15 protein-coding genes are annotated in these 20140 nt (G+C 37.8%); 8 read left to right on the top strand and 7 right to left on the bottom strand.

The features are described from left to right. Positions 1–189: 189 nt before the first annotated feature. The gene (hns, locus tag DK861_RS14475) at positions 190–594 is read right to left on the bottom strand and encodes a histone-like nucleoid-structuring protein H-NS (RefSeq protein ID WP_006536429.1); all 405 of its coding nucleotides are present in this window, start codon (positions 592–594) and stop codon (positions 190–192) included. Between the two features lie 508 nt (positions 595–1102). On the opposite strand from hns, the gene DK861_RS14470 reads away from it, so the two are divergent. Next, positions 1103–1699 (top strand): thymidine kinase, encoded by a 597-nt coding sequence (locus DK861_RS14470; protein ID WP_006536430.1) that lies wholly within the window; start codon positions 1103–1105, stop codon positions 1697–1699. Between the two features lie 1224 nt (positions 1700–2923). On the opposite strand, the gene adhE is transcribed toward DK861_RS14470, so the two are convergent. Then, entirely contained in the window at positions 2924–5590 is a 2667-nt protein-coding gene (gene adhE / locus DK861_RS14465; RefSeq protein ID WP_109400569.1) for a bifunctional acetaldehyde-CoA/alcohol dehydrogenase, read from the bottom strand. Between the two features lie 514 nt (positions 5591–6104). Here adhE and DK861_RS14460 point away from each other — a divergent pair. Then, positions 6105–6749: a YchE family NAAT transporter gene (locus DK861_RS14460; protein WP_109400568.1), complete on the top strand. Its 645-nt coding sequence runs from the start codon at positions 6105–6107 to the stop codon at positions 6747–6749. Between the two features lie 82 nt (positions 6750–6831). Here DK861_RS14460 and DK861_RS14455 read toward each other — a convergent pair whose 3' ends face one another. From DK861_RS14455 to DK861_RS14435, 5 genes are all read right to left on the bottom strand, one after another. Continuing rightward, on the bottom strand, positions 6832–7545 hold the full coding sequence (locus tag DK861_RS14455; protein WP_006536435.1) for an ABC transporter ATP-binding protein: 714 nt from the start codon (positions 7543–7545) through the stop codon (positions 6832–6834). Continuing rightward, positions 7535–8371 carry an ABC transporter ATP-binding protein gene (locus DK861_RS14450; RefSeq protein ID WP_072064092.1) on the bottom strand — a complete coding sequence of 279 codons (837 nt, stop codon included), beginning with the start codon at positions 8369–8371 and terminating at the stop codon, positions 7535–7537. The genes DK861_RS14455 and DK861_RS14450 overlap by 11 nt, the downstream gene beginning before the upstream one ends. Continuing rightward, on the bottom strand, positions 8364–9194 hold the full coding sequence (locus tag DK861_RS14445; RefSeq protein WP_006536437.1) for an ABC transporter permease: 831 nt from the start codon (positions 9192–9194) through the stop codon (positions 8364–8366). Before DK861_RS14445 ends, DK861_RS14450 begins: the two co-directional genes overlap by 8 nt. Beyond that, entirely contained in the window at positions 9194–10237 is a 1044-nt protein-coding gene (locus DK861_RS14440) for an ABC transporter permease (RefSeq protein WP_109400567.1), read from the bottom strand. Before DK861_RS14440 ends, DK861_RS14445 begins: the two co-directional genes overlap by 1 nt. Positions 10238–10314: 77 nt before the next feature. Beyond that, the gene (locus DK861_RS14435; RefSeq protein ID WP_072064089.1) at positions 10315–11880 is read right to left on the bottom strand and encodes an ABC transporter substrate-binding protein; all 1566 of its coding nucleotides are present in this window, start codon (positions 11878–11880) and stop codon (positions 10315–10317) included. Between the two features lie 752 nt (positions 11881–12632). Between DK861_RS14435 and DK861_RS14430 the strand changes: the two genes are divergently transcribed. From DK861_RS14430 to oppF, 6 genes are all read left to right on the top strand, one after another. Continuing rightward, positions 12633–14270, top strand: a complete 1638-nt coding sequence (locus DK861_RS14430) for an ABC transporter substrate-binding protein (protein ID WP_109400566.1) — start codon at positions 12633–12635, stop codon at positions 14268–14270. Between the two features lie 270 nt (positions 14271–14540). Next, on the top strand, positions 14541–16178 hold the full coding sequence (gene oppA / locus DK861_RS14425) for an oligopeptide ABC transporter substrate-binding protein OppA (RefSeq protein ID WP_109400565.1): 1638 nt from the start codon (positions 14541–14543) through the stop codon (positions 16176–16178). A 78-nt stretch (positions 16179–16256) separates the two neighbouring features. Further along, positions 16257–17177, top strand: coding sequence for an oligopeptide ABC transporter permease OppB (oppB, locus tag DK861_RS14420; RefSeq protein WP_072064086.1), 921 nt, complete (start codon positions 16257–16259; stop codon positions 17175–17177). Positions 17178–17195: 18 nt separating this feature from the next. Beyond that, on the top strand, positions 17196–18104 hold the full coding sequence (oppC, locus tag DK861_RS14415; protein WP_006536448.1) for an oligopeptide ABC transporter permease OppC: 909 nt from the start codon (positions 17196–17198) through the stop codon (positions 18102–18104). A 10-nt stretch (positions 18105–18114) separates the two neighbouring features. After that, complete coding sequence (locus DK861_RS14410; RefSeq protein WP_109400564.1) at positions 18115–19101, top strand: ABC transporter ATP-binding protein; 987 nt, start codon at positions 18115–18117, stop codon at positions 19099–19101. Continuing rightward, entirely contained in the window at positions 19098–20105 is a 1008-nt protein-coding gene (oppF, locus tag DK861_RS14405; protein ID WP_072064084.1) for a murein tripeptide/oligopeptide ABC transporter ATP binding protein OppF, read from the top strand. Before DK861_RS14410 ends, oppF begins: the two co-directional genes overlap by 4 nt. Positions 20106–20140 lie beyond the last annotated feature (35 nt).

Below are 20140 nucleotides of genomic sequence, written 5' to 3'. Positions count from 1 at the left end.
TTATAAATAAAAATAAATAACGCAGTTATTACATTTTTTATTTTGTTTACCCTCATCGTTTACCCTCATCTAATACAAACAACATCAGCACATATTAAAATTAAACGCTTGTTTAATTAAATGGGATAAACAACAAAATACCCTTTTAAGTAATTAAAAGGGTATTTCAAATAGAGTATTGACTGTAAATTACAGCAGGAAATCTTCTAATGATTTGCCTTCTTCATCAATAGCACGTTTGATTACAGCTGGTGTACGACCTTGGCCTGTCCAAGTTTTAGTTTCACCATTATCATCAACGTAAGAATATTTAGCTGGGCGAGCTGCACGTTTAGCACGGCCAGTTTTATTAGTTGCACTTGCTTCAAGTAAGTCTGTTGGATCAATACCGGCTTCTTCTAACATTTCACGGTATTTTTGTAATTTCTGAACACGTTCTTCTTCAGCTGCTTTTTCTAATGAGAATTCTTCACGACGCTCATTAACGACAACTTCGAGTTTCTCCAGCATTTCTTCTAAAGTTTCTAAAGAAGTTTCTCTTGCCTGTGCGCGGAGAGTACGGATGTTATTTAATATTTTTAAAGATTCGCTCATTTTCCTGGTCTCAAATAAATGTTGTTGGCTGATGTAATACTAATAATAGATTGCTATTTAAATTTCTGCAATACCTAAATACAAACCTTACGTAAAATTTCTTTTTTTTAAACTAATATCTCAACGAAAAAAATAATAAAAGTTGAGGTATCTTTAGTCAATAAAGGAAATATTAGTAAGGAAATGCATCTTTTAAGTGATGATAGCGCTAATGCTAAAGAATAGAAAGCTTTGTTCATTTTTTTATAATAACTGACTTTTTTCTAAAAATGGAATCGGACTAACTTTCATACTTTAATAAAGGTATATCAAGGTGTGTTTTAATATGTTAAGTACTTATTAAAGCTATTTATTTTTTAAACAAAATTAGCATTAACAACAAACTTTATCTTTGGATGGTATATCTAGAATAGAAATAAAGGCTATAAATACTTGTTATAGATAACTTGTAGATTGTTTATGTTAGACTGTCGTTCGTGAAAATAAACACTATTTAAGGAGAGAGCTGATGGCTCAGCTTTACTTTTATTATTCAGCCATGAATGCTGGAAAATCAACATCTTTATTGCAATCCTCTTATAACTATAATGAACGAGGAATGCGCACATTGATTTTCACAGCGGCTATTGATACACGCTTTGCAAAGGGAAAGGTTAGCTCAAGAATAGGATTAAGTGCTGATGCATTACTCTTTAGTGATGATATGAATATTCGTGATGTTATTGTTGCTGAACATAACAAACAACCTATTCACTGTGTATTGATTGATGAATGCCAATTTTTAAGTAAGGCACATGTTGAACAACTTTGCGAAATAACGGATACCTATGATATTCCTGTTCTCACTTATGGATTAAGAACGGACTTTAGAGGTGAGTTATTTACTGGCAGTGCTTATTTATTAGCATGGGCTGATAAGCTTGTAGAGCTTAAAACAGTATGTTACTGCGGTAGAAAGGCAAATAAAGTACTACGCCTAGATGATAAAGGAAATGTTCTGAGTGATGGTGCTCAAGTTGAAATAGGTGGAAATGAAAAATATGTTTCAGTCTGTCGTAAGCATTATACGCAGGCAACGTTAAAAGGGTGTATTGAACAAGAGTAACTTTTTCAATTTCCCTCTTTTACTAATTTGTTAGGGTAAAAGAGGGGGATGAAATAAGAATTCAAATAAAGCGTTATATTATGTAATACCAAAAAATGTTTATACATTTTTAATTTTTAGCCAATTTGTTGGCTTTTTTTATATCAAAATGCGGTGAGTTTGATTTTCTTTTGTGAAGATATGTTATTTTTTTGACAGGAAAATTTATTTATTTCATCGATTTCATTATCATTAATCAAAAAAGATATAATCAAATATACGTAAGGTGTTTATTTTGTGATGTCGATATTGTTTTTTACAAATGATAAGAGAGAGGGACATTTGATTCATTTATATTGTTCATAGTTTAATAAAGTTGAATAAAGATAGGCGGAAAACACTAAAAGATATTTCGTTTATCTATGGTTAGTATAATGAAACGTTTATATCAGGTTTTATAGATGCTGATTATAGACTGTTTAAGTTATCATTGAATAAATAAAACACTTCATTTTGTAGCTGTTAATACGGATAAACAGGCTCTTCTCATACTCCTAAAGGAGTAAATTTCTAAGCGTAATGTACAAATAGCGACCTTTATTACGTTATTATTTCGGTAATAAGTTAATCAGCTTCATTCTGATAATACTTTATTGAAATTATATTTTTTATAAATCCAACGCGGTTAAAGATATAAAATATTTATATCTCCATATTTTAAACACAAATTAATAATCCAAATAATAAAGCCTATTTGTTTTATCGGATAAGAATGCAATTGTAAGAAAGCGTAAAGTAATCACGATGATTTCAAATAACATTTTGTTATCGTCATTATGTGAAGGATATAAGATAAGAGTGAAATGATTAAACTAACTAAATCAAAGAAGGGAGAGTTTGACGCGCCCTATAATCCACTATAAGGCATTTTTTATCATGTGGTAATACGTTGGTATGGCTTGAGTTATGAGTTGCTCAGCGTCTTTTCTAGAGCTAATTATGAATACATAAAGAAAGATGTTATTTTTAAAGTAAAAAGCAAACTTACAAACTAGGTATAACTACTTATATTTTATGGTTACATAGTGACTTATCACGCCTTATTCCTCAATATTAGAAAACAGTCGCAAATTATAGATAAGCAAATGAGAAGCCATAAAAAAACCCAGCCATAGTAGGGCTGGGTTTCTATTTAAGAATAAATAACCGAAATATTGAGGATCACACTAGTACAGTGTATTTCAATTATTTTTTACTGCTTTTTTTAGCTGGTTTTGTCTCTTCTTTTACTTCAACAACTGGATGTTCATTAAATTCACGACCATAGTAAGAATCTAATAACAGTTGTTTTAGTTCAGATATCAGTGGGTAACGTGGGTTAGCACCAGTACACTGATCGTCAAACGCATCTTCAGATAATTTATCAACCCTTGCTAAGAAATCACTTTCTTGGACACCCGCTTCACGAATAGAAGATGGAATTCCTAATGAAGATTTCATTTCCTCTAACCAAGCTAATAACTTCCCAATTTTAGCAGCAGTACGGTCACCCGGTGCTGAAAGTTCTAAGTGGTCAGCGATTTCTGCATAGCGACGGCGTGCTTGAGGGCGGTCGTATTGGCTAAATGCAGTTTGTTTTGTTGGGTTGTCATTAGCGTTATAACGAATAACGTTTGAAATTAATAACGCATTAGCTAAACCATGAGGAATATGGAACTCAGAGCCTAATTTATGCGCCATTGAGTGACAAACACCCAAGAATGCGTTAGCAAAAGCAATACCCGCAATAGTTGCCGCATTATGAACACGTTCACGAGCAACTGGGTTTTTAGCCCCTTCATGATAACTTGCTGGCAGATATTCTTTCAGTAACTTCAATGCTTGCAGTGCTTGTCCGTCAGAATATTCGTTAGCTAATACAGAAACATAAGCCTCTAATGCGTGAGTTACTGCGTCTAAACCACCAAATGCACACAATGATTTAGGCATATTCATAACAAGGTTTGCATCAACAATAGCCATATCTGGTGTTAATGCATAGTCTGCTAATGGGTATTTTTGACCGGTTTCATCATCAGTTACAACTGCAAATGGTGTTACTTCAGAGCCTGTACCTGATGTTGTTGTGATAGCAACCATTTGTGCTTTCACACCCATTTTCGGGAACTTATAAATACGTTTACGGATATCCATAAAACGTAATGCTAATTCTTCGAAGTGAGTTTCTGGGTGCTCATACATAACCCACATGATTTTTGCCGCATCCATCGGGGAACCACCACCTAATGCGATGATCACGTCAGGTTTAAAGCTGTTCATTTGTTCTGCGCCTTTGCGCACAACACTTAATGTTGGGTCTGCTTCAACTTCAAAGAAGACTTCTGTTTCAACGCCAAATTTTTTCAGTACACGAGTTACTTCATCAACATAACCATTGTTGAATAAGAAACCATCGGTCACGATAAAAGCACGTTTTTTACCATCTGTCGCAATTTCTTCCAGTGCGATAGGTAAACAACCACGGCGGAAGTAAATAGATTTAGGGAGTTTATGCCACAACATATTTTCTGCTCTTTTCGCCACGGTTTTAGTGTTGATAAGGTGTTTTGGCCCTACGTTTTCTGAAATGGAGTTACCACCCCATGAACCACAACCTAAAGTTAGAGAAGGAGCAAGTTTAAAGTTGTATAAATCACCAATACCACCTTGAGATGCTGGAGTATTGATTAAGATACGAGATGTTTTCATTTTATCGCCGAAATAGGCAACATGTTCAGGACAATTATCTTGGTCTGTATATAAGCAAGATGTATGACCGATACCACCCATTTCAACTAATTTTTCTGCTTTATGTACCGCATCTTCAAACGATTGAGCGTGGTACATTGCTAATAGTGGAGATAATTTTTCGTGAGCAAAGGGTTCTGCTTCTGTAGTTTCTTTTACTTCGCCAATTAAAATTTTGGTATTTACAGGTACTTCAATGCCAGCCATTTCAGCAATTTTTGTTGCTGGTTGACCTACAATAGCTGCGTTTAAGTTACCGTCTTTTAAGATGATATCTTGAACCGCTTTTAATTCTTTACCTGTTAGCATATAACCGCCGTGAGTTGAGAAACGCTCACGAACTTGTTTATAGATGCTATCAACAACGATAACAGATTGTTCTGACGCACAAATTACGCCGTTATCGAAAGTTTTAGACATTAAGATTGATGCTACAGCACGTTTAATATCTGCTGAGTCATCAATAACGACTGGCGTATTACCCGCACCAACACCGATAGCAGGTTTACCTGAACTATATGCTGCTTTAACCATGCCTGGACCACCTGTTGCTAAGATCAGGTTGATATCTTCATGGTGCATTAATGCGTTAGAGAGGGCGACTGATGGTTCATCAATCCAACCAATAATGTCTTTTGGCGCACCCGCGGCGATAGCTGCATTTAAAACAATTTCAGCAGCACGGTTTGTCGCTTCTTTTGCTCGAGGGTGTGGAGAGAAAATAATACCATTACGTGTTTTTAAGCTAATTAATGCTTTAAAAATCGCAGTAGAAGTTGGGTTAGTGGTCGGTACGATACCACAGATGATCCCAATAGGTTCAGCAATGGTTATTGTGCCGTAAGTGAGATCTTCAGATAAAATCCCGCAGGTTTTTTCGTCTTTATACGCATTGTAGATATACTCAGAAGCAAAGTGGTTTTTTATCACTTTATCTTCAACGATACCCATACCAGACTCTTTGACGGCCAATTTTGCAAGAGGAATACGAGCATCAGCGGCAGCTAATGCAGCAGCACGGAAAATAGCATCAACTTGTTCTTGAGAGAAATTAGCAAATTCACGTTGGGCTTTTTTTACACGAGCAACCAAATCATTGAGTTCAGTAACGTTAGTTACAGACATAAAGAGACTCCTGATAAAATGTTAAATTTTTTAAGCAAATTAGCCGTTTTCATCATAATTAATAAGAATAGCTTAGAAAGATGATAATGTGCTCAATTCGATAATAATTATTAGAGAGCATAATTTGCTTAAAAAACTTAAAAAAAACAATAATCAAGGAAAATATATTTTTGAAGTAACCCTCTTTCTTTGAATGATAACAGCTTACCATCTTTCTAATTAATTAACGTGATGTATATCACAAAATTTGCAAGCTGACACCTTTCAGCATGGCTTTTTATGAGAATGATTCTTATATGTAATAAATCTTCAACGATTTTTTTGTCGTACACTTGATTTCGATATAAAATTAAACCACTAGGTTTTAATCAGTTTACAATAGAATATTTTAGGTAAAAACTTGTTAACTAATAGAATTAACTGGTTTATTGATTTAAAGTAACGCGCATTTTTTGGAGTTAATCTATCCTTTCATAGATAATTCGCATGTTTATTAGCCAATAAGGGGCTTTTCATGGGGTCATTACTGGATTTATCCGGTTATATTAAATTTTTTGTCGGTCTTTTTGCGATTGTAAATCCAATTGGTATTTTGCCAGTCTTTATCAGTATGACGAGTTATCAAACTGATGCAGGGCGCAACAAAACAAACTTAATTGCGAATGGCTCTGTTGCAATTATTTTAGTCTCTTCTCTGTTAATCGGTGATTCTATACTGAATGTTTTCGGTATTTCTATCGACTCGTTTCGTATAGCTGGTGGGATACTGATTGTTACCATTGCCATGACGATGATTAATGGGCGTTTAGGGGAAGATAAACAAAACAACCAAGAACGAAACGAATCCTCGGTACGCAATAGTGTTGCTGTTGTGCCTTTAGCATTACCGTTAATGGCGGGACCCGGGGCAATCAGTTCCTGTATTGTGTGGAGCTCTCGCTGGGAAGGGTTTACTAATTTTATAGGACTAGCCGCAACCAGTATCTTTTTTGCCTTTTGCTGTTGGTTGCTGTTTCGCAGTGCAACACTATTAGTAAAATATTTAGGGCAAACTGGCATTAATGTGGTTACTCGTATAATGGGTTTATTATTAATGTCGTTAGGTATTGAATTTATTGTGACCGGATTGCGTTCTATTTTCCCTGGCTTATTAGTTTAAACACAGCGCAGAACAATTAAAAAGAGCAGTATTAATAATGCAATACTGCTCGGCTCTTTTCTTTTATTTATTCTCTTTTATCTCAATCGAGACGATGTATCCCTTTTGATAACGCCTCCCGATCATAATGTTGTGTTAGTTCACCATTTTCCATTAATGCGGCTCTATCCGACATATGTGCAATAACATCAGCATCATGGCTGACTAATAAATATGTCATATTATGCTCTTTTTTCAGGGTGTTAAGCAGATTTAAGATCTCGGCTTGTACTGACATATCTAGCGCTGAGGTTGGCTCGTCTAAAAGCAATAATTGAGGTTGTAATAAAAGAGCTCTGGCAATGGCGACGCGTTGACGCTGTCCACCCGAAAGTTGATGAGGATAACGACTTGTCACATCTGCAGGCAAACCAACTTGGGCCAATGCTTGCTTAATCGTATCTTTATCGAAAGGAATTTGATGGATTTTTAAAGGCTCGGAAAACGCACGCTCAATACGGTGTTGAGGGTGTAAAGAGGCGTAGGGATCTTGAAATACCATTTGTATATTACGGCGTAATGCGCCTTGAAAACGTTGTTGTGGTTTAATGGTTTGCCCTAAAAGTGACATGTTACCTTGCCAATGAGTTAATAATCCGGCAATCACTCGTAAAATAGTCGATTTTCCGCAACCAGAACGACCTATTAAGCTAAAAGTTTCACCTTGTTGAACATGTAAGTTGATCCCTTTTACAACGTGCTTTGCTTGTTTGCCTTGCTCAAATTGAACATGTAAATCATGAATGTCAATTAGCATGATGTAGCCCCTTGAAATTAAGCGTCCTATCTAATACCGGCAATTGCGTGCCATAAGTGCTTGCATTAGGTCTGCATGTCCAAAGTGTACGAGTATAAGGGTGCGTAGCTGTCGGTAGCGCTTTTGCATTGAGTTCATCCACTTGTTCGCCTTGGTACATCACCATTACACGTTCGCAATATTCGGCAACAAGAGGCAAATCATGGCTAATTAACAATAGGCCCATGTTGCGTTGTTCACATTGCATGGTGATCAGTTCAAGAATTTGATGACGCAACTGAGCATCAAGTGCTGATGTCGGCTCATCGGCAATTAAAATAGTAGGGTTATTGATTAGCGCAATAGCTATCATTGCTCGTTGCCCCATACCACCTGATAACTCTCCGGGATAGCGATAAATATTCTGTTCAGGTAAACCGACAGACAGTAGTGTATCGATGATAAGTTGACGTCTATCTTGGCGAGAAAGTTTTTGATGTTGTTTGACGGTTTCTTCTACTTGCTGATAAATGGTTTTTACCGGATTTAAGGCATAACGAGGATCTTGTAATACCATTGAAATCGTATTACCTCGGATGTTATTCCATTGGCGCGATGAGAAATCCAATAAATTATTTCCCTGCAAATTGAGTTTATCTGCACTGACTTTTCCCGGCTGACGAACTAATCCCATTAATGCACGAGCGGTCATTGATTTGCCTGAGCCTGATTCGCCAACAACCGCCAAACGCTCTTGACCTAAAGAGAAAGAAACATTATTGACAACTCTTGCTTTTGGGAAATCGATGCAGAGGTTATTGACCTCAATTAATGGTGTTTTATTCATGGGTATCTCCCAATACGTCGCGTAATCCATCACCCAATAAATTAAATGCCAGACTGCTGATTAAAATCGCTGTACCCGGAATAGCGGCTACCCACCATTGGTCAAAAATAACAGGCATACCTTCTGCGATCATTGCTCCCCATTCAGCCATAGGAGGGCGAGCACCTAATCCAAGAAAACCCAGACCTGCGGCAGCAAGAATAATCACCGCCAAATTAAGGGCTAAACGTACAATGGCTGACGGTAAGCATAGAGGTAAAATATGTCCCCATAAAAGTCGAATACCTTTAATTCCCATCATTTCGGCTGCAGCAAGATAATCACTATTACGCAAATGTTGAATTTCACTGCGAGATTGACGTGCATAAGCAGGCCATGCAGTTAAAGCCAGTGCTAATGCACCATTTAGCAGGCCAGGACCTAACATTGCGACAAAGGCAAAGGCGAGAATAAGAGAAGGCATCGACATTACAATATCGGTGATGCGCATTAAAATACGTTCAGTCCAACCGCCGTAATATCCAGATAAAATCCCGATCAACAATCCTAATGGTAAGGTGATAATAGCCACCAATCCCACCAAACCTAGCATTGGGCGAGTACCATAGATAAGGCGAGAAAGAATATCGCGTCCATAATTGTCTGTGCCTAGCCAATGTTCAGCATTGGGTGCTAACAAACGTTGGGCTGCATGTTGCCAATTGGGATCATAAGGGGCTAACCAAGGTGCAAAAATAGCAATGATTAACAGTAAAATAAGCAACGATAAACCGATAAATGCGGAAGGCGAACGCGCTATTTTTCTTAAAAATGAAGGTGACATTAGCGGAGCCTCGGATCAGTCAAACGAATAACGATATCGGTAATATTATTAATAAAGACAAAGCATAAACCGATAATTAAAGTACCACCCATAATAGCGGTGGTATCACCCGCAAAAAGTGCGGTTGTAAGATATCGACCGATTCCCGGCCAAGAAAAGACCGTTTCTGTTAATACCGCCCCTTCTAACATACCGGTATAAGATAGGGCGATAATAGTCATTAAAACACCACGAATATTGGGTAATACGTGATAAAAAAGAATACGTAACTCACCAATGCCTTTTGCTCTCGCTAGTGTGACATACTCTTTATTCATTTCGTTTAAACAGGCCGAACGAGTTAAACGAGTAATAGAAGCAAGGGCAAAATAAGCTAACAGAGAAACGGGCAAAATAAGGTGTGATAACGCGTTAAAAAAGGCATCTTTATCACCCGCTAATAAGGTATCGATTAACGCAAAGCCTGTTACGGGTTCAATCGTAAATTGATAGATATCGTCTAATCGTCCGGGGCCAGCAGTCCATTGTAATGTGGCATAGAAGATCAATAGCAAAATCAAACCTAACCAGAAAATAGGAACAGAGCTACCCAATAGCGTCAAAATGCGCAAAATAAAATCGAGAGGCGTTCCCACAAATCGCGCACATAAAACACCGAATAAAATACCGAGACTGGCACCAATCAGTAATGCAATCGTCGCTAATTCTAATGTCGCGGGGAATGTTGCTAACAAATCATCAAGCACTGGCTGGCCTGTTGATGTTGCTGTACCTAAATGCCCTTGTAGCAGTGCTTCCACATAGTGACAAAACTGCATATAGAGAGGTAAATCCAGCCCTAATTCATGTTTGACTTGGTTATAGGTTTCGAGGCTTGCATGATCACCAACAATTTGCAGAACAGGATCAACAGGGGAAAGTGCAGAAAGCGTGAAAGTAATTACAAGAAGCCCAAAAAGTGTAAGTACTAATGTCAATATTCCTTGAGCAAAAGTAATTAACTGACTTTTTAGACGAATAGGTAACGTCATAGCAGTATTCATACAGCAATAGCCTAGTGAAATGGCAAAAAATAGACCATCCACAATAACATGACTGTGGATGGTTTCAGGAGAAAATATTACTTAGTTACTTTGTCATAATAAACCATATCTGCATTTAGACCTTGGGCATAACCTTTAACATTATCGCGCATGACGATTTGGTTTTTACCTTGATCGATAAAGACATAAGGTGAACTACGTTGTAACTCTTTTTGCATTTCAGTATAGAGCGATTGACGTTTTGTTTTGTCTGCTTCATTAAGTGCAGCCAATGTTTGCTGGCTTAGTTCAGGAATTTTCCAACCATTTAACCAAGCAACAGTATTGGATTGTCCATCGTTATAAGCAAAGGCACTCGCATTTGAATGCGCATCAAAATAGTCTGGGATCCAAAAACGAATCGCGGCTTGGTGTTGTTTAGCGCGTACGCGGCTATACACTTGGCTACCTGCCGCTGGCAATAAATCTACTTGTACACCTGCTTGAGCAAAACTTGCCTGAATGGATTGTGCCACCGTAATATAAGGTACTTTGTTCTCAACATCTAATGTAAAGCGAGCATTGGTAATGCCTGCTTTGGCTAAAATTTCTTTGGCCTTCTTTGGATCAAAAGTGAATGGGTTATCTTTTAGTGCACCCGGTAAACCTACGGGTAAAAAACTTTGGTGAATAAAATACTGACCGCGCATTAGATCTTCAGTAATGCCTTTGTAGTCAACTAAATAACGAGACGCTTCCCAAAATGCAGGGTTACTCAGTGCAGGGTTTCCACTGGCAGTATTAAACGCCATATACACTTGTTCTGCAGAAGGGATATCTAAAATTTTGATCCCTGCTTTGCCTGCTAATGCGGCAGTTTGGTCAGTGCCCAGTTCACGTGCAATATCTGCATCACCTTTTTCAATCAATAAGCGACGTGATGCCGGATCGGGCACGTTTTTAATAATAATATTCGCCATTTTAGGCGCGCCAGTTGGTGAGAGAGGGTTTGCTTCTAACACTATGGCTTGACGTGGTTGATAAGCCCGCATTTTGTATGCGCCACTTCCGGCTGAGTTCATTTTCAGCCAGCTATTCCCAAAGTCATTATTTTTAATGTGAGCAGAAACTAGCTTTTCATCAACGATAGAAGCAATTGGGGTTGAGAGGATATTTAGCACAACATCAGGGCTGACATCCGCAGTCCAACGCACTTCTAATTCATTATCACTGACTTTTTTCAATAATGAAGTAATGTTTTCTGTTTTCCAACCTAAGACATTTAGAATAAAGGCTGGTGATTTATTCATGGTGATCGCACGCTGATAAGAGAAGATAATATCTTCAGGGCGAACGGTGTTACCAGATGCAAATTTTGCATCAGGTTTAATTTTGAATACGATAGATTTTTGTTCAGGATTTGCTTGCCAGCTTTCAACTAAAATTGGCTCATTAATCTCAGGATTATCACGATTAGGTTGAACAATACGCTGATATAAACTAGGCACAGTTTGAATACTAGACAGTTCATTACTTTCAGCTGGATCAAGGCTGACAATATCATCAAGCCCTTGTACCACAATTAATGTATTCGCAGGTGTTGCTGCAAATGCCGGTACGGAAAGGGCACCCACAACGAATAATGATAATAATTTTGCTTTCATGAGACGCTCCCTGAAATGGTGTAACTAAAGTCGTTATGTCAATAACTTATTACTTATTACTTTGTGAACTTAACTTAGGCAAAACGTGACCAATGCGCAAAGTTTTAATTACGCTTACATATAACCCTTCGTTATAAGTAGCCAAAATTAATTATGGTAGAAGAATAATTAACCGCAAGAATAGGGTGATGAAATATGTCTTTAGACGATCACTTTCCATTCAAATTAAACATTTAGATTAAATTTTAAAAACAAATAATAAAAGTGAATATTTAATAATCTATAAATATTTTTATATTAGAATTGTTATTCAGTTTAAAGATGAATTTATTGTTATTTTTAATTAATTTCAAAGAGAAATTCTTTACAAATAAAGCATCATAAAGTTCTGTAGGTTGAGTAAAACCCATCCTAATTATATTAAATTTGTGAGCTAAGTAGGTTTTCTATCTATAAAACTTGCATGATGTTAATTTAATGTTTATTTGTTGTTTTGTTCCTCTCGATATATATATTTTATTTTCTCAGGATAGAACTCTAGAGGGCTCAATAAAGTTAAGTGATAAGAATACCGCATTAATTGACAAAATTTACGATAAGTGTAAAAAAGAAGAGTGTTGGTATCATTTTTATCTCATAAATATCTTTAGAATCTTTAAGAGCCACAAATATTACAATCAAAATTTAACAACGATACATATCGTTAATTGAGCGACCCCGCTATAAATTATTGTTTATTAGGAGAGGTACCCATGAAAAATAAAGCCACGTTAAAAACAGTGTTCCCACTTAGTATTATGTCACTTGTATTAACCTCCTTTTTTTCTCATGCCATTACTCTTCCTGAAGGCACTACTCTGGCCAAACAACAGAATATTGTGATTAATAACGGTACTGAAGTTTCATCTCTTGACCCGCATAAAGTAGAAGGCGCACCAGAAACTAATATTATTTTAAATTTATTAGAAGGTCTGACTTATGTGGGGCCTAATGGCGAGAGTATGCCGGGCGTTGCACAACGCTGGGAAACGGATGATAACAAGGTGTGGACATTCTATTTGCGAGAAGATGCAAAGTGGAGTGATGGTACACCAGTGACCGCTGAAGACTTTGTTTATAGCTGGCGTCGAGTGGTCGATCCTAAAACAGGTTCACCTTATGCCAGTTATCTTGAATATGCTTATGTTGAAAATGTTGCAGATATTCTTAGTGGAAAAAAAACGCCTGAAGCACTAGGTGTGAAAGCGATAGATTCTCATACTTTGCAAATTAATTTAACCAAGCCAATTCCCTATTTAGTCGATATGGTCAGCCACACGCCATTAAAACCAGTTAAAAAAGAGGTTGTTGAAAAATATGGCGTGAATTGGACTCGTCCTGAAAATTTTGTCGGTAATGGTGCTTATGTTATTGAAAATTGGGTTGTGAATGAAAAGGTGACTTTAAAACGTAATCCACTTTATTGGGATAATAAAAACACCATTATTGAGCAAGCTACATTTTTACCAATTAGCTCAGAAACCAGCGATATTAATCGCTATCGTAGCGGTGAAATAGATATCACTAATAGCGCTATTCCTCCTGTTCTGTATAGAAAAATGAGGCAAGAACAGCCAGAGAATTTACATGTCACACCGTATTTATGTACTTTCTATTATGAATTAAATAATAAAAAAGCGCCTTTTGATGATCCTCGTGTTCGTGAAGCGGTGAAACTGACACTTGATAGAGAAGTTATTGCTGAAAAAATAATGGGACAAGGGCAAATACCCGCTTATTCTTTTACTCCCTCTTTTATTGGTAACGGTAATTTTAAAGCGCCTAAATGGGCTCATTGGACACAACAGCAACGTAATGAGAGGGCGCGTGAATTATTAAAAGAAGCGGGATTTGATGCTCAAAATCCTCTAACTTTTACTTTGCTCTACAATACGTCTGATCAAAATAAACAGCAGGCCATAGCTGCTGCATCAATGTGGAAAAAAAGTATTGGTGCAAATGTGACGTTGCAAAACCAAGAGTGGAAAACCGCATTAGAAAATCGTAATCAAGGAAATTATCAAGTTGCGAGAGCAACGTGGTGTGCAGATTACAATGAACCAACCTCGTTTTTAAATTCATTTCTTTCCACAAGTAGTCTTAATACAGTCTTTTATGAAAATAATGATTACGATGACGCATTAAATAATGCTTCAATTGCGGTTGATAAAGAGGCTCGACATCAACTCTATCAGCGCGCTGAAGCCTTGTTAGACAAGGACTCGGCGATAGTACCTGTTTATTATCGTGTCAGTGTTAGATTAGTTAGTCCAAAAGTAGGCGGATTTACAGGTAAAGACCCCTTTGATTATACGGACTTAAAGCGCTATTTTATAAAGGCAGATAACTAAAACTGGTAAATTATCGACATTCTATAGTTATGTGCGATTTAATTATTAAAAGTTATTTAAAAAGTAGTGAAACAATAAAAAACTACACAAAAAAGATAGCGGTATTAAAAAATTATAATGCTATCAGGCAATTAAGAACTGATGGCAAATAAGCAAAATTGATTTATTTTTTGTAAAAACAATAAGTTGTGTAAACCGTTCTAAAACACAACTGAACATCACAGAATGGTTGTCTAACAACCAGCTCACTAACTGGGAGTATTTTATAAGATGAGTAATTTAACTAAAAAGAGTGCGTTGGCGATTGCAATAAGCGCAATCTTTGGATTGTCAGCGCTAACAGCTAACGCTGCTGTTGTTCCTGACGGGGTGAAATTGGCTGAAAAACAAGTGCTGGTGCGTAATAATGGCTCTGAACCACAATCACTTGATCCTCATAAAATCGAAGGTGTACCCGAGTCTGCATTAGCGCGTGATCTTTTCGAAGGCATTACTATTGTTGGACCAGATGGTGAAATTTTACCAGGCTCCGCAACGAGTTGGGAAAATAAAGATTTTACTGTTTGGACATTTAAAATTCGTGAAGGCGCTAAATGGTCGAATGGCGAACCTGTTACAGCGCAAGATTTCGTTTATAGCTGGCAACGTTTAGCGGATCCTAACACTGCATCTCCTTATGAAAGTTATCTGCAATATGCGCATATCGTGAATATCGACGATATTATTGCAGGTAAGAAAAAAGCCACAGAATTAGGTGTTAAGGCATTAGATAACAATACATTAGAAATCACTTTATCTGAAGCTGTGCCTTATTTACCAAAATTATTAGCTCACTCTTCCATGTCGCCAGTTAACCAAAAAGTGATTGAAAAATTTGGTGAGAAATGGACGCAACCTGCTAACTTCGTCGGTAACGGCGCTTATCATTTAAAAGACTGGACAGTCAACGAACGTATTGTGTTAGAGCGTAGTCCAACTTATTGGGATAACAAAAATACTGTTATTGATCAAGTGACGTTCTTACCTATTTCATCAGAAGTCACTGATGTAAACCGCTATCGTGCGGGTGAAATCGACATGACATATAGCAATTTACCAATCGAATTTTTCCAAAAATTGAAAAAAGAGATCCCTGATGAATTGCGTATAAGCCCATATTTATGTACTTATTATTATGAAATTAATAATGAGAAGGCTCCGTTTAACGATCCTCGTGTTCGTGAAGCACTGAAACTGTCAATGGATAGAGATATCATTACTTATAAAGTGAAAAACCAAGGTGATATCCCAGCTTATGGCTTTACCCCTCCATTTACAGATGGAATTAAAGAGAGCAAACCTGAGTGGTTTGCGAGTTGGACTCAAGAACAACGTAATGAAAAAGCACGCCAATTATTAGAAGAGGCGGGCTATAACAAAGCAAACCCACTGAAATTTAAGCTTCTGTACAATACATCCGACTTACATAAAAAAGTCGCGATCGCCGCTTCTTCAATTTGGAAGAAAAACTTAGGTGCTGATGTTTCTCTTGAAAACCAAGAGTGGAAAACGTTCTTAGATACTCGTCACCAAGGAACTTATGATGTTGCTCGTGCCGGTTGGTGTGCAGATTATAATGAACCTTCTTCATTCCTGAACATGATGCTGTCTTACAGCAGTAACAACACTGTTCACTATAAAAACACAGAATTTGACGCATTACTCAAAGAGTCGTTACGTGTGAAATCTGATGATGAACGTGCCGCTATTTATCAAAAAGCTGAAGGTGTATTAGATAAAGATTCGGCCATTGTTCCACTTTACTATTATGTAAACACCCGTTTAGTTAAACCTTATGTGGGTGGTTATTCAGGTAAAGATCCATTAGATAATTTACATACTAAAGACTTGTATATTATTGCTAAATAATCGGGCGAGACCTTGTCTTATTAAGACGAGGTCTTTTTATCGTCACGCCTGAATAGGTTTGTATTATAGGAACGGGCAATGCTCAAATTTATTTTTCGTCGCTTTTTAGAAGCGATACCGACTCTATTTATTCTAATAACGATTTCGTTCTTTATGATGCGTTTAGCCCCGGGTAGTCCTTTTACGGGTGAAAGAAAACTCCCGCCTGAGGTTATGGCAAATATTGAAGCGAAATATCACTTAAATGATCCCATTTATAAGCAATACTTCGATTATTTAATTCAATTGTCGAAAGGGGATTTAGGGCCTTCTTTTAAATATAAAGACTACAGTGTAAACACCTTAGTCGGTAAAGCATTCCCTGTTTCAGCTAAATTAGGGCTGTCGGCATTTATTTTTGCTGTCATTTTAGGTGTGGGGGCAGGCGTGATAGCCGCACTGAATCAAAACACCAAATGGGATTATACCGTCATGACTTTTGCCATGACGGGGGTTGTAATACCGAGTTTTGTTGTCGCACCACTGCTAGTGCTTATTTTTGCGATTACCTTAAGGTGGTTGCCAGCAGGGGGCTGGAATGGCGGAGCGGTGCAATATATGTTGTTGCCAATGATCGCACTGTCGCTTTCTTACATTGCTAGTATCTCGCGTATTACCCGTAGTTCAATGATTGAAGTATTACACTCAAACTTTATTAGAACGGCAAAAGCGAAAGGCTTGCCGATGAAAAGAATTGTACTGCGTCATGCTTTAAAACCCGCGTTGCTACCTGTTATCTCTTATATGGGGCCTGCATTTGTCGGTATTATTACGGGCTCAATGGTTATTGAAACCATCTTTGGATTGCCGGGTATAGGACAATTATTCGTTAATGGTGCTTTAAACCGAGATTATTCATTGGTATTAAGCTTAACCATTATCGTTGGTGCATTAACGATCCTCTTTAATGCCATTGTCGATATTTTATATGCCGTTATTGATCCGAAAATTCGTTATTAATAGACACTGGAGCGCGTTATGTTATCACTGAAGGAAAACAGCGAAGCTCTGGGGAATTTCTCGGAGCAGCTAGATATTGAAGGTCGTAGTTTATGGCAAGATGCTCGTCGTCGTTTTATGCACAATAAAGCTGCGATCACGAGTCTTGTGTTACTTTTCTTTATTTTATTATTTGTTATTTTTGCCCCAATGTTATCGCCCTTTGTTTATGACGATACTGATTGGGAAATGATGTCGATGGCACCTGACTTTGCCTCTTCTCACTATTTTGGCACTGACTCATCAGGCCGTGACTTATTAGTACGGGTTGCGATTGGTGGTCGTATCTCATTAATGGTCGGTATCGCCGCCGCCTTTGTTGCTGTTATTGTTGGCACTCTTTATGGCGCAATGGCGGGTTATATTGGTGGGCGTGTTGATTCAATTATGATGCGTTTACTGGAAATATTAAACTCATTCCCATTTATGTTCTTTGTTATCTTACTGGTGACATTTTTCGGTCAAAATATCCTACTGATTTTCGTTGCGATTGGGATGGTATCTTGGCTCGATATGGCGCGTATTGTAAGAGGACAAACCTTAAGTCTAAAACGTAAAGAGTTTATTGAAGCTGCATTAGTTTGTGGTGTGTCATCACGCAATATCGTGTTAAGACATATCGTACCTAACGTACTCGGTGTGGTGGTGGTTTATGCCTCTTTATTAGTGCCTAGCATGATTTTATTTGAATCCTTCTTAAGCTTCTTAGGTTTAGGAACACAAGAGCCATTAAGTAGTTGGGGAGCACTATTAAGTGATGGTGCAAACTCAATGGAAGTTTCTCCTTGGTTGTTACTTTTCCCGGCTTCGTTCTTAGTTGTCACACTGTTTTGCTTTAACTTTATCGGTGATGGCTTACGTGACGCATTAGATCCGAAAGATCGTTAAGGAGAACAAAATGACAAATACAGCAAATAAGTCGTTATTAAGCGTTAAAGATCTCAGCGTCACTTTTAGTACCGCAGATGGTGATGTCACCGCAGTTAATAAACTCAATTTTGAATTAGCCGCAGGTGAAACTCTAGGCATTGTTGGTGAATCGGGTTCAGGTAAATCGCAAACAGCTTTCGCATTGATGGGATTATTAGCAAAAAATGGTCGCACAGCGGGTAGCGCAAACTTTAATGGTCGTGAGATCTTAAACCTTCGCCAAAGCGAATTAAATAAAATGCGTGCTGAAGAAATATCCATGATATTTCAAGATCCAATGACTTCATTAAATCCCTATATGAAAGTGGGTTCACAGCTTATTGAAGTCTTAATGCTTCATAAAGGCATGAGTAAAAACGATGCATATGCAGAATCTGTGCGTATGTTAGATGCCGTAAAAATGCCTGAAGCGCATAAACGAATGAGTATGTACCCTCATGAATTTTCAGGCGGGATGCGTCAACGTGTCATGATTGCAATGGCATTGCTGTGTAAGCCTAAACTATTAATTGCTGATGAGCCGACAACAGCGCTTGATGTGACGGTTCAAGCACAAATCATGACACTGTTAAATGAGCTTAAGAATGATTTAAACACCGCAATTATCATGATCACCCATGACTTAGGGGTTGTTGCAGGAATTTGCGATAAAGTATTGGTAATGTATGCAGGACGCACGATGGAATATGGAAATGCGCGTGATATTTTTTATCAACCATCACACCCTTATTCTATTGGGTTGCTACAAGCCGTTCCGCGTTTAGACGGTGAAGATGAGCGACTAGCGACCATTCCAGGAAATCCACCGAACTTATTGCGTTTACCAAAAGGCTGTCCATTCCAACCTCGTTGCCAGTATGCAACAGAGCAATGCTTAACGAGTGAACCTCAATTAGAGCAATTTGCACAAGGGCGATTACGTGCCTGTTTTAAAGCGGTGGAGGAATTGGTATGACTCAAGCCATGTTACAAGATAGAAAAGTTATTCTCGAAGTGAATGACTTAAAAGTTTATTTCGATGTTCAAGATAATAAACAGTGGTTCTGGCAACCTAAAAAAAGCCTCAAAGCCGTTGATGGTGTCACGCTGCGTTTATATGAAGGTGAAACATTAGGGGTTGTTGGTGAATCTGGTTGTGGTAAATCGACATTTGCGCGGGCCATTATTGGGTTAGTCAAAGCCTCTGGTGGAACAGTCACTTGGTTAGGTAATGATTTACTGGGAATGGGGAATAAGCAATGGCGCGATATTCGCCAAGATATCCAGATGATATTCCAAGATCCGCTGGCTTCTCTAAACCCAAGAATGACGATTGGCGATATCATTGCTGAACCATTAAAAACTTATCACCCTAAAATGAAACAGGCTGAAGTTGTTGAAAAAGTCAAAGCAATGATGATGCGAGTCGGATTATTGCCAAACTTAATCAACCGTTATCCTCATGAATTCTCTGGTGGGCAATGTCAGCGTATCGGTATTGCTCGCGCGTTAATTCTAGAGCCTAAATTAGTGATTTGTGATGAACCCGTTTCAGCATTAGATGTATCAATTCAGGCTCAAGTGGTTAACTTGCTGAAAGATATTCAAAAAGAGATGGGATTATCTTTAATCTTTATTGCGCATGATTTGGCAGTGGTAAAGCATATTTCAGATCGTGTTTTGGTGATGTATTTAGGGCATGCGGTAGAATTAGGAACCTATGATGAAGTTTATCATCACCCACTACATCCTTATACTAAAGCGTTGATGTCAGCAGTACCTATTCCTGATCCCGATAAAGAGCGTAATAAGCACATTGATTTATTAGAGGGGGAGTTGCCTTCTCCGATTAATCCACCATCAGGTTGTATTTTCCGTACACGTTGCCCGATGGCGGATGAAGAATGTGCAAAAACACGACCTTTATTAGAAGGAAGCTTCCGCCACGCAGTCTCTTGCTTAAAAGTGGATCCGCTTTAATACAATTGAATGATTTAATAACAAAGAAAATGCCC

This window comes from Proteus sp. TJ1640 (assembly GCF_003144445.1).
GTDB classification, from domain to species: Bacteria; Pseudomonadota; Gammaproteobacteria; order Enterobacterales; family Enterobacteriaceae; genus Proteus; species Proteus penneri.
Note: the sequence above shows the minus strand (reverse complement) of the source record. Positions and strands in the feature narration are given on the sequence as shown.

Excerpts from the sequence above, each read along its gene's own strand:
- DK861_RS14445 (WP_006536437.1), bottom strand. The coding sequence starts at position 9,194 with ATGTCACCTTCATTTTTAAGAAAAATAGCGCGTTCGCCTTCCGCATTT.
- adhE (WP_109400569.1), bottom strand. The coding sequence starts at position 5,590 with ATGTCTGTAACTAACGTTACTGAACTCAATGATTTGGTTGCTCGTGTA.
- DK861_RS14455 (WP_006536435.1), bottom strand. The coding sequence starts at position 7,545 with ATGCTAATTGACATTCATGATTTACATGTTCAATTTGAGCAAGGCAAA.
- oppC (WP_006536448.1), top strand. The coding sequence starts at position 17,196 with ATGTTATCACTGAAGGAAAACAGCGAAGCTCTGGGGAATTTCTCGGAG.
- DK861_RS14460 (WP_109400568.1), top strand. The coding sequence starts at position 6,105 with ATGGGGTCATTACTGGATTTATCCGGTTATATTAAATTTTTTGTCGGT.
- oppA (WP_109400565.1), top strand. The coding sequence starts at position 14,541 with ATGAGTAATTTAACTAAAAAGAGTGCGTTGGCGATTGCAATAAGCGCA.
- hns (WP_006536429.1), bottom strand. The coding sequence starts at position 594 with ATGAGCGAATCTTTAAAAATATTAAATAACATCCGTACTCTCCGCGCA.
- DK861_RS14450 (WP_072064092.1), bottom strand. The coding sequence starts at position 8,371 with ATGAATAAAACACCATTAATTGAGGTCAATAACCTCTGCATCGATTTC.
- DK861_RS14430 (WP_109400566.1), top strand. The coding sequence starts at position 12,633 with ATGAAAAATAAAGCCACGTTAAAAACAGTGTTCCCACTTAGTATTATG.
- DK861_RS14440 (WP_109400567.1), bottom strand. The coding sequence starts at position 10,237 with ATGAATACTGCTATGACGTTACCTATTCGTCTAAAAAGTCAGTTAATT.
- oppF (WP_072064084.1), top strand. The coding sequence starts at position 19,098 with ATGACTCAAGCCATGTTACAAGATAGAAAAGTTATTCTCGAAGTGAAT.
- DK861_RS14470 (WP_006536430.1), top strand. The coding sequence starts at position 1,103 with ATGGCTCAGCTTTACTTTTATTATTCAGCCATGAATGCTGGAAAATCA.
- DK861_RS14435 (WP_072064089.1), bottom strand. The coding sequence starts at position 11,880 with ATGAAAGCAAAATTATTATCATTATTCGTTGTGGGTGCCCTTTCCGTA.
- oppB (WP_072064086.1), top strand. The coding sequence starts at position 16,257 with ATGCTCAAATTTATTTTTCGTCGCTTTTTAGAAGCGATACCGACTCTA.
- DK861_RS14410 (WP_109400564.1), top strand. The coding sequence starts at position 18,115 with ATGACAAATACAGCAAATAAGTCGTTATTAAGCGTTAAAGATCTCAGC.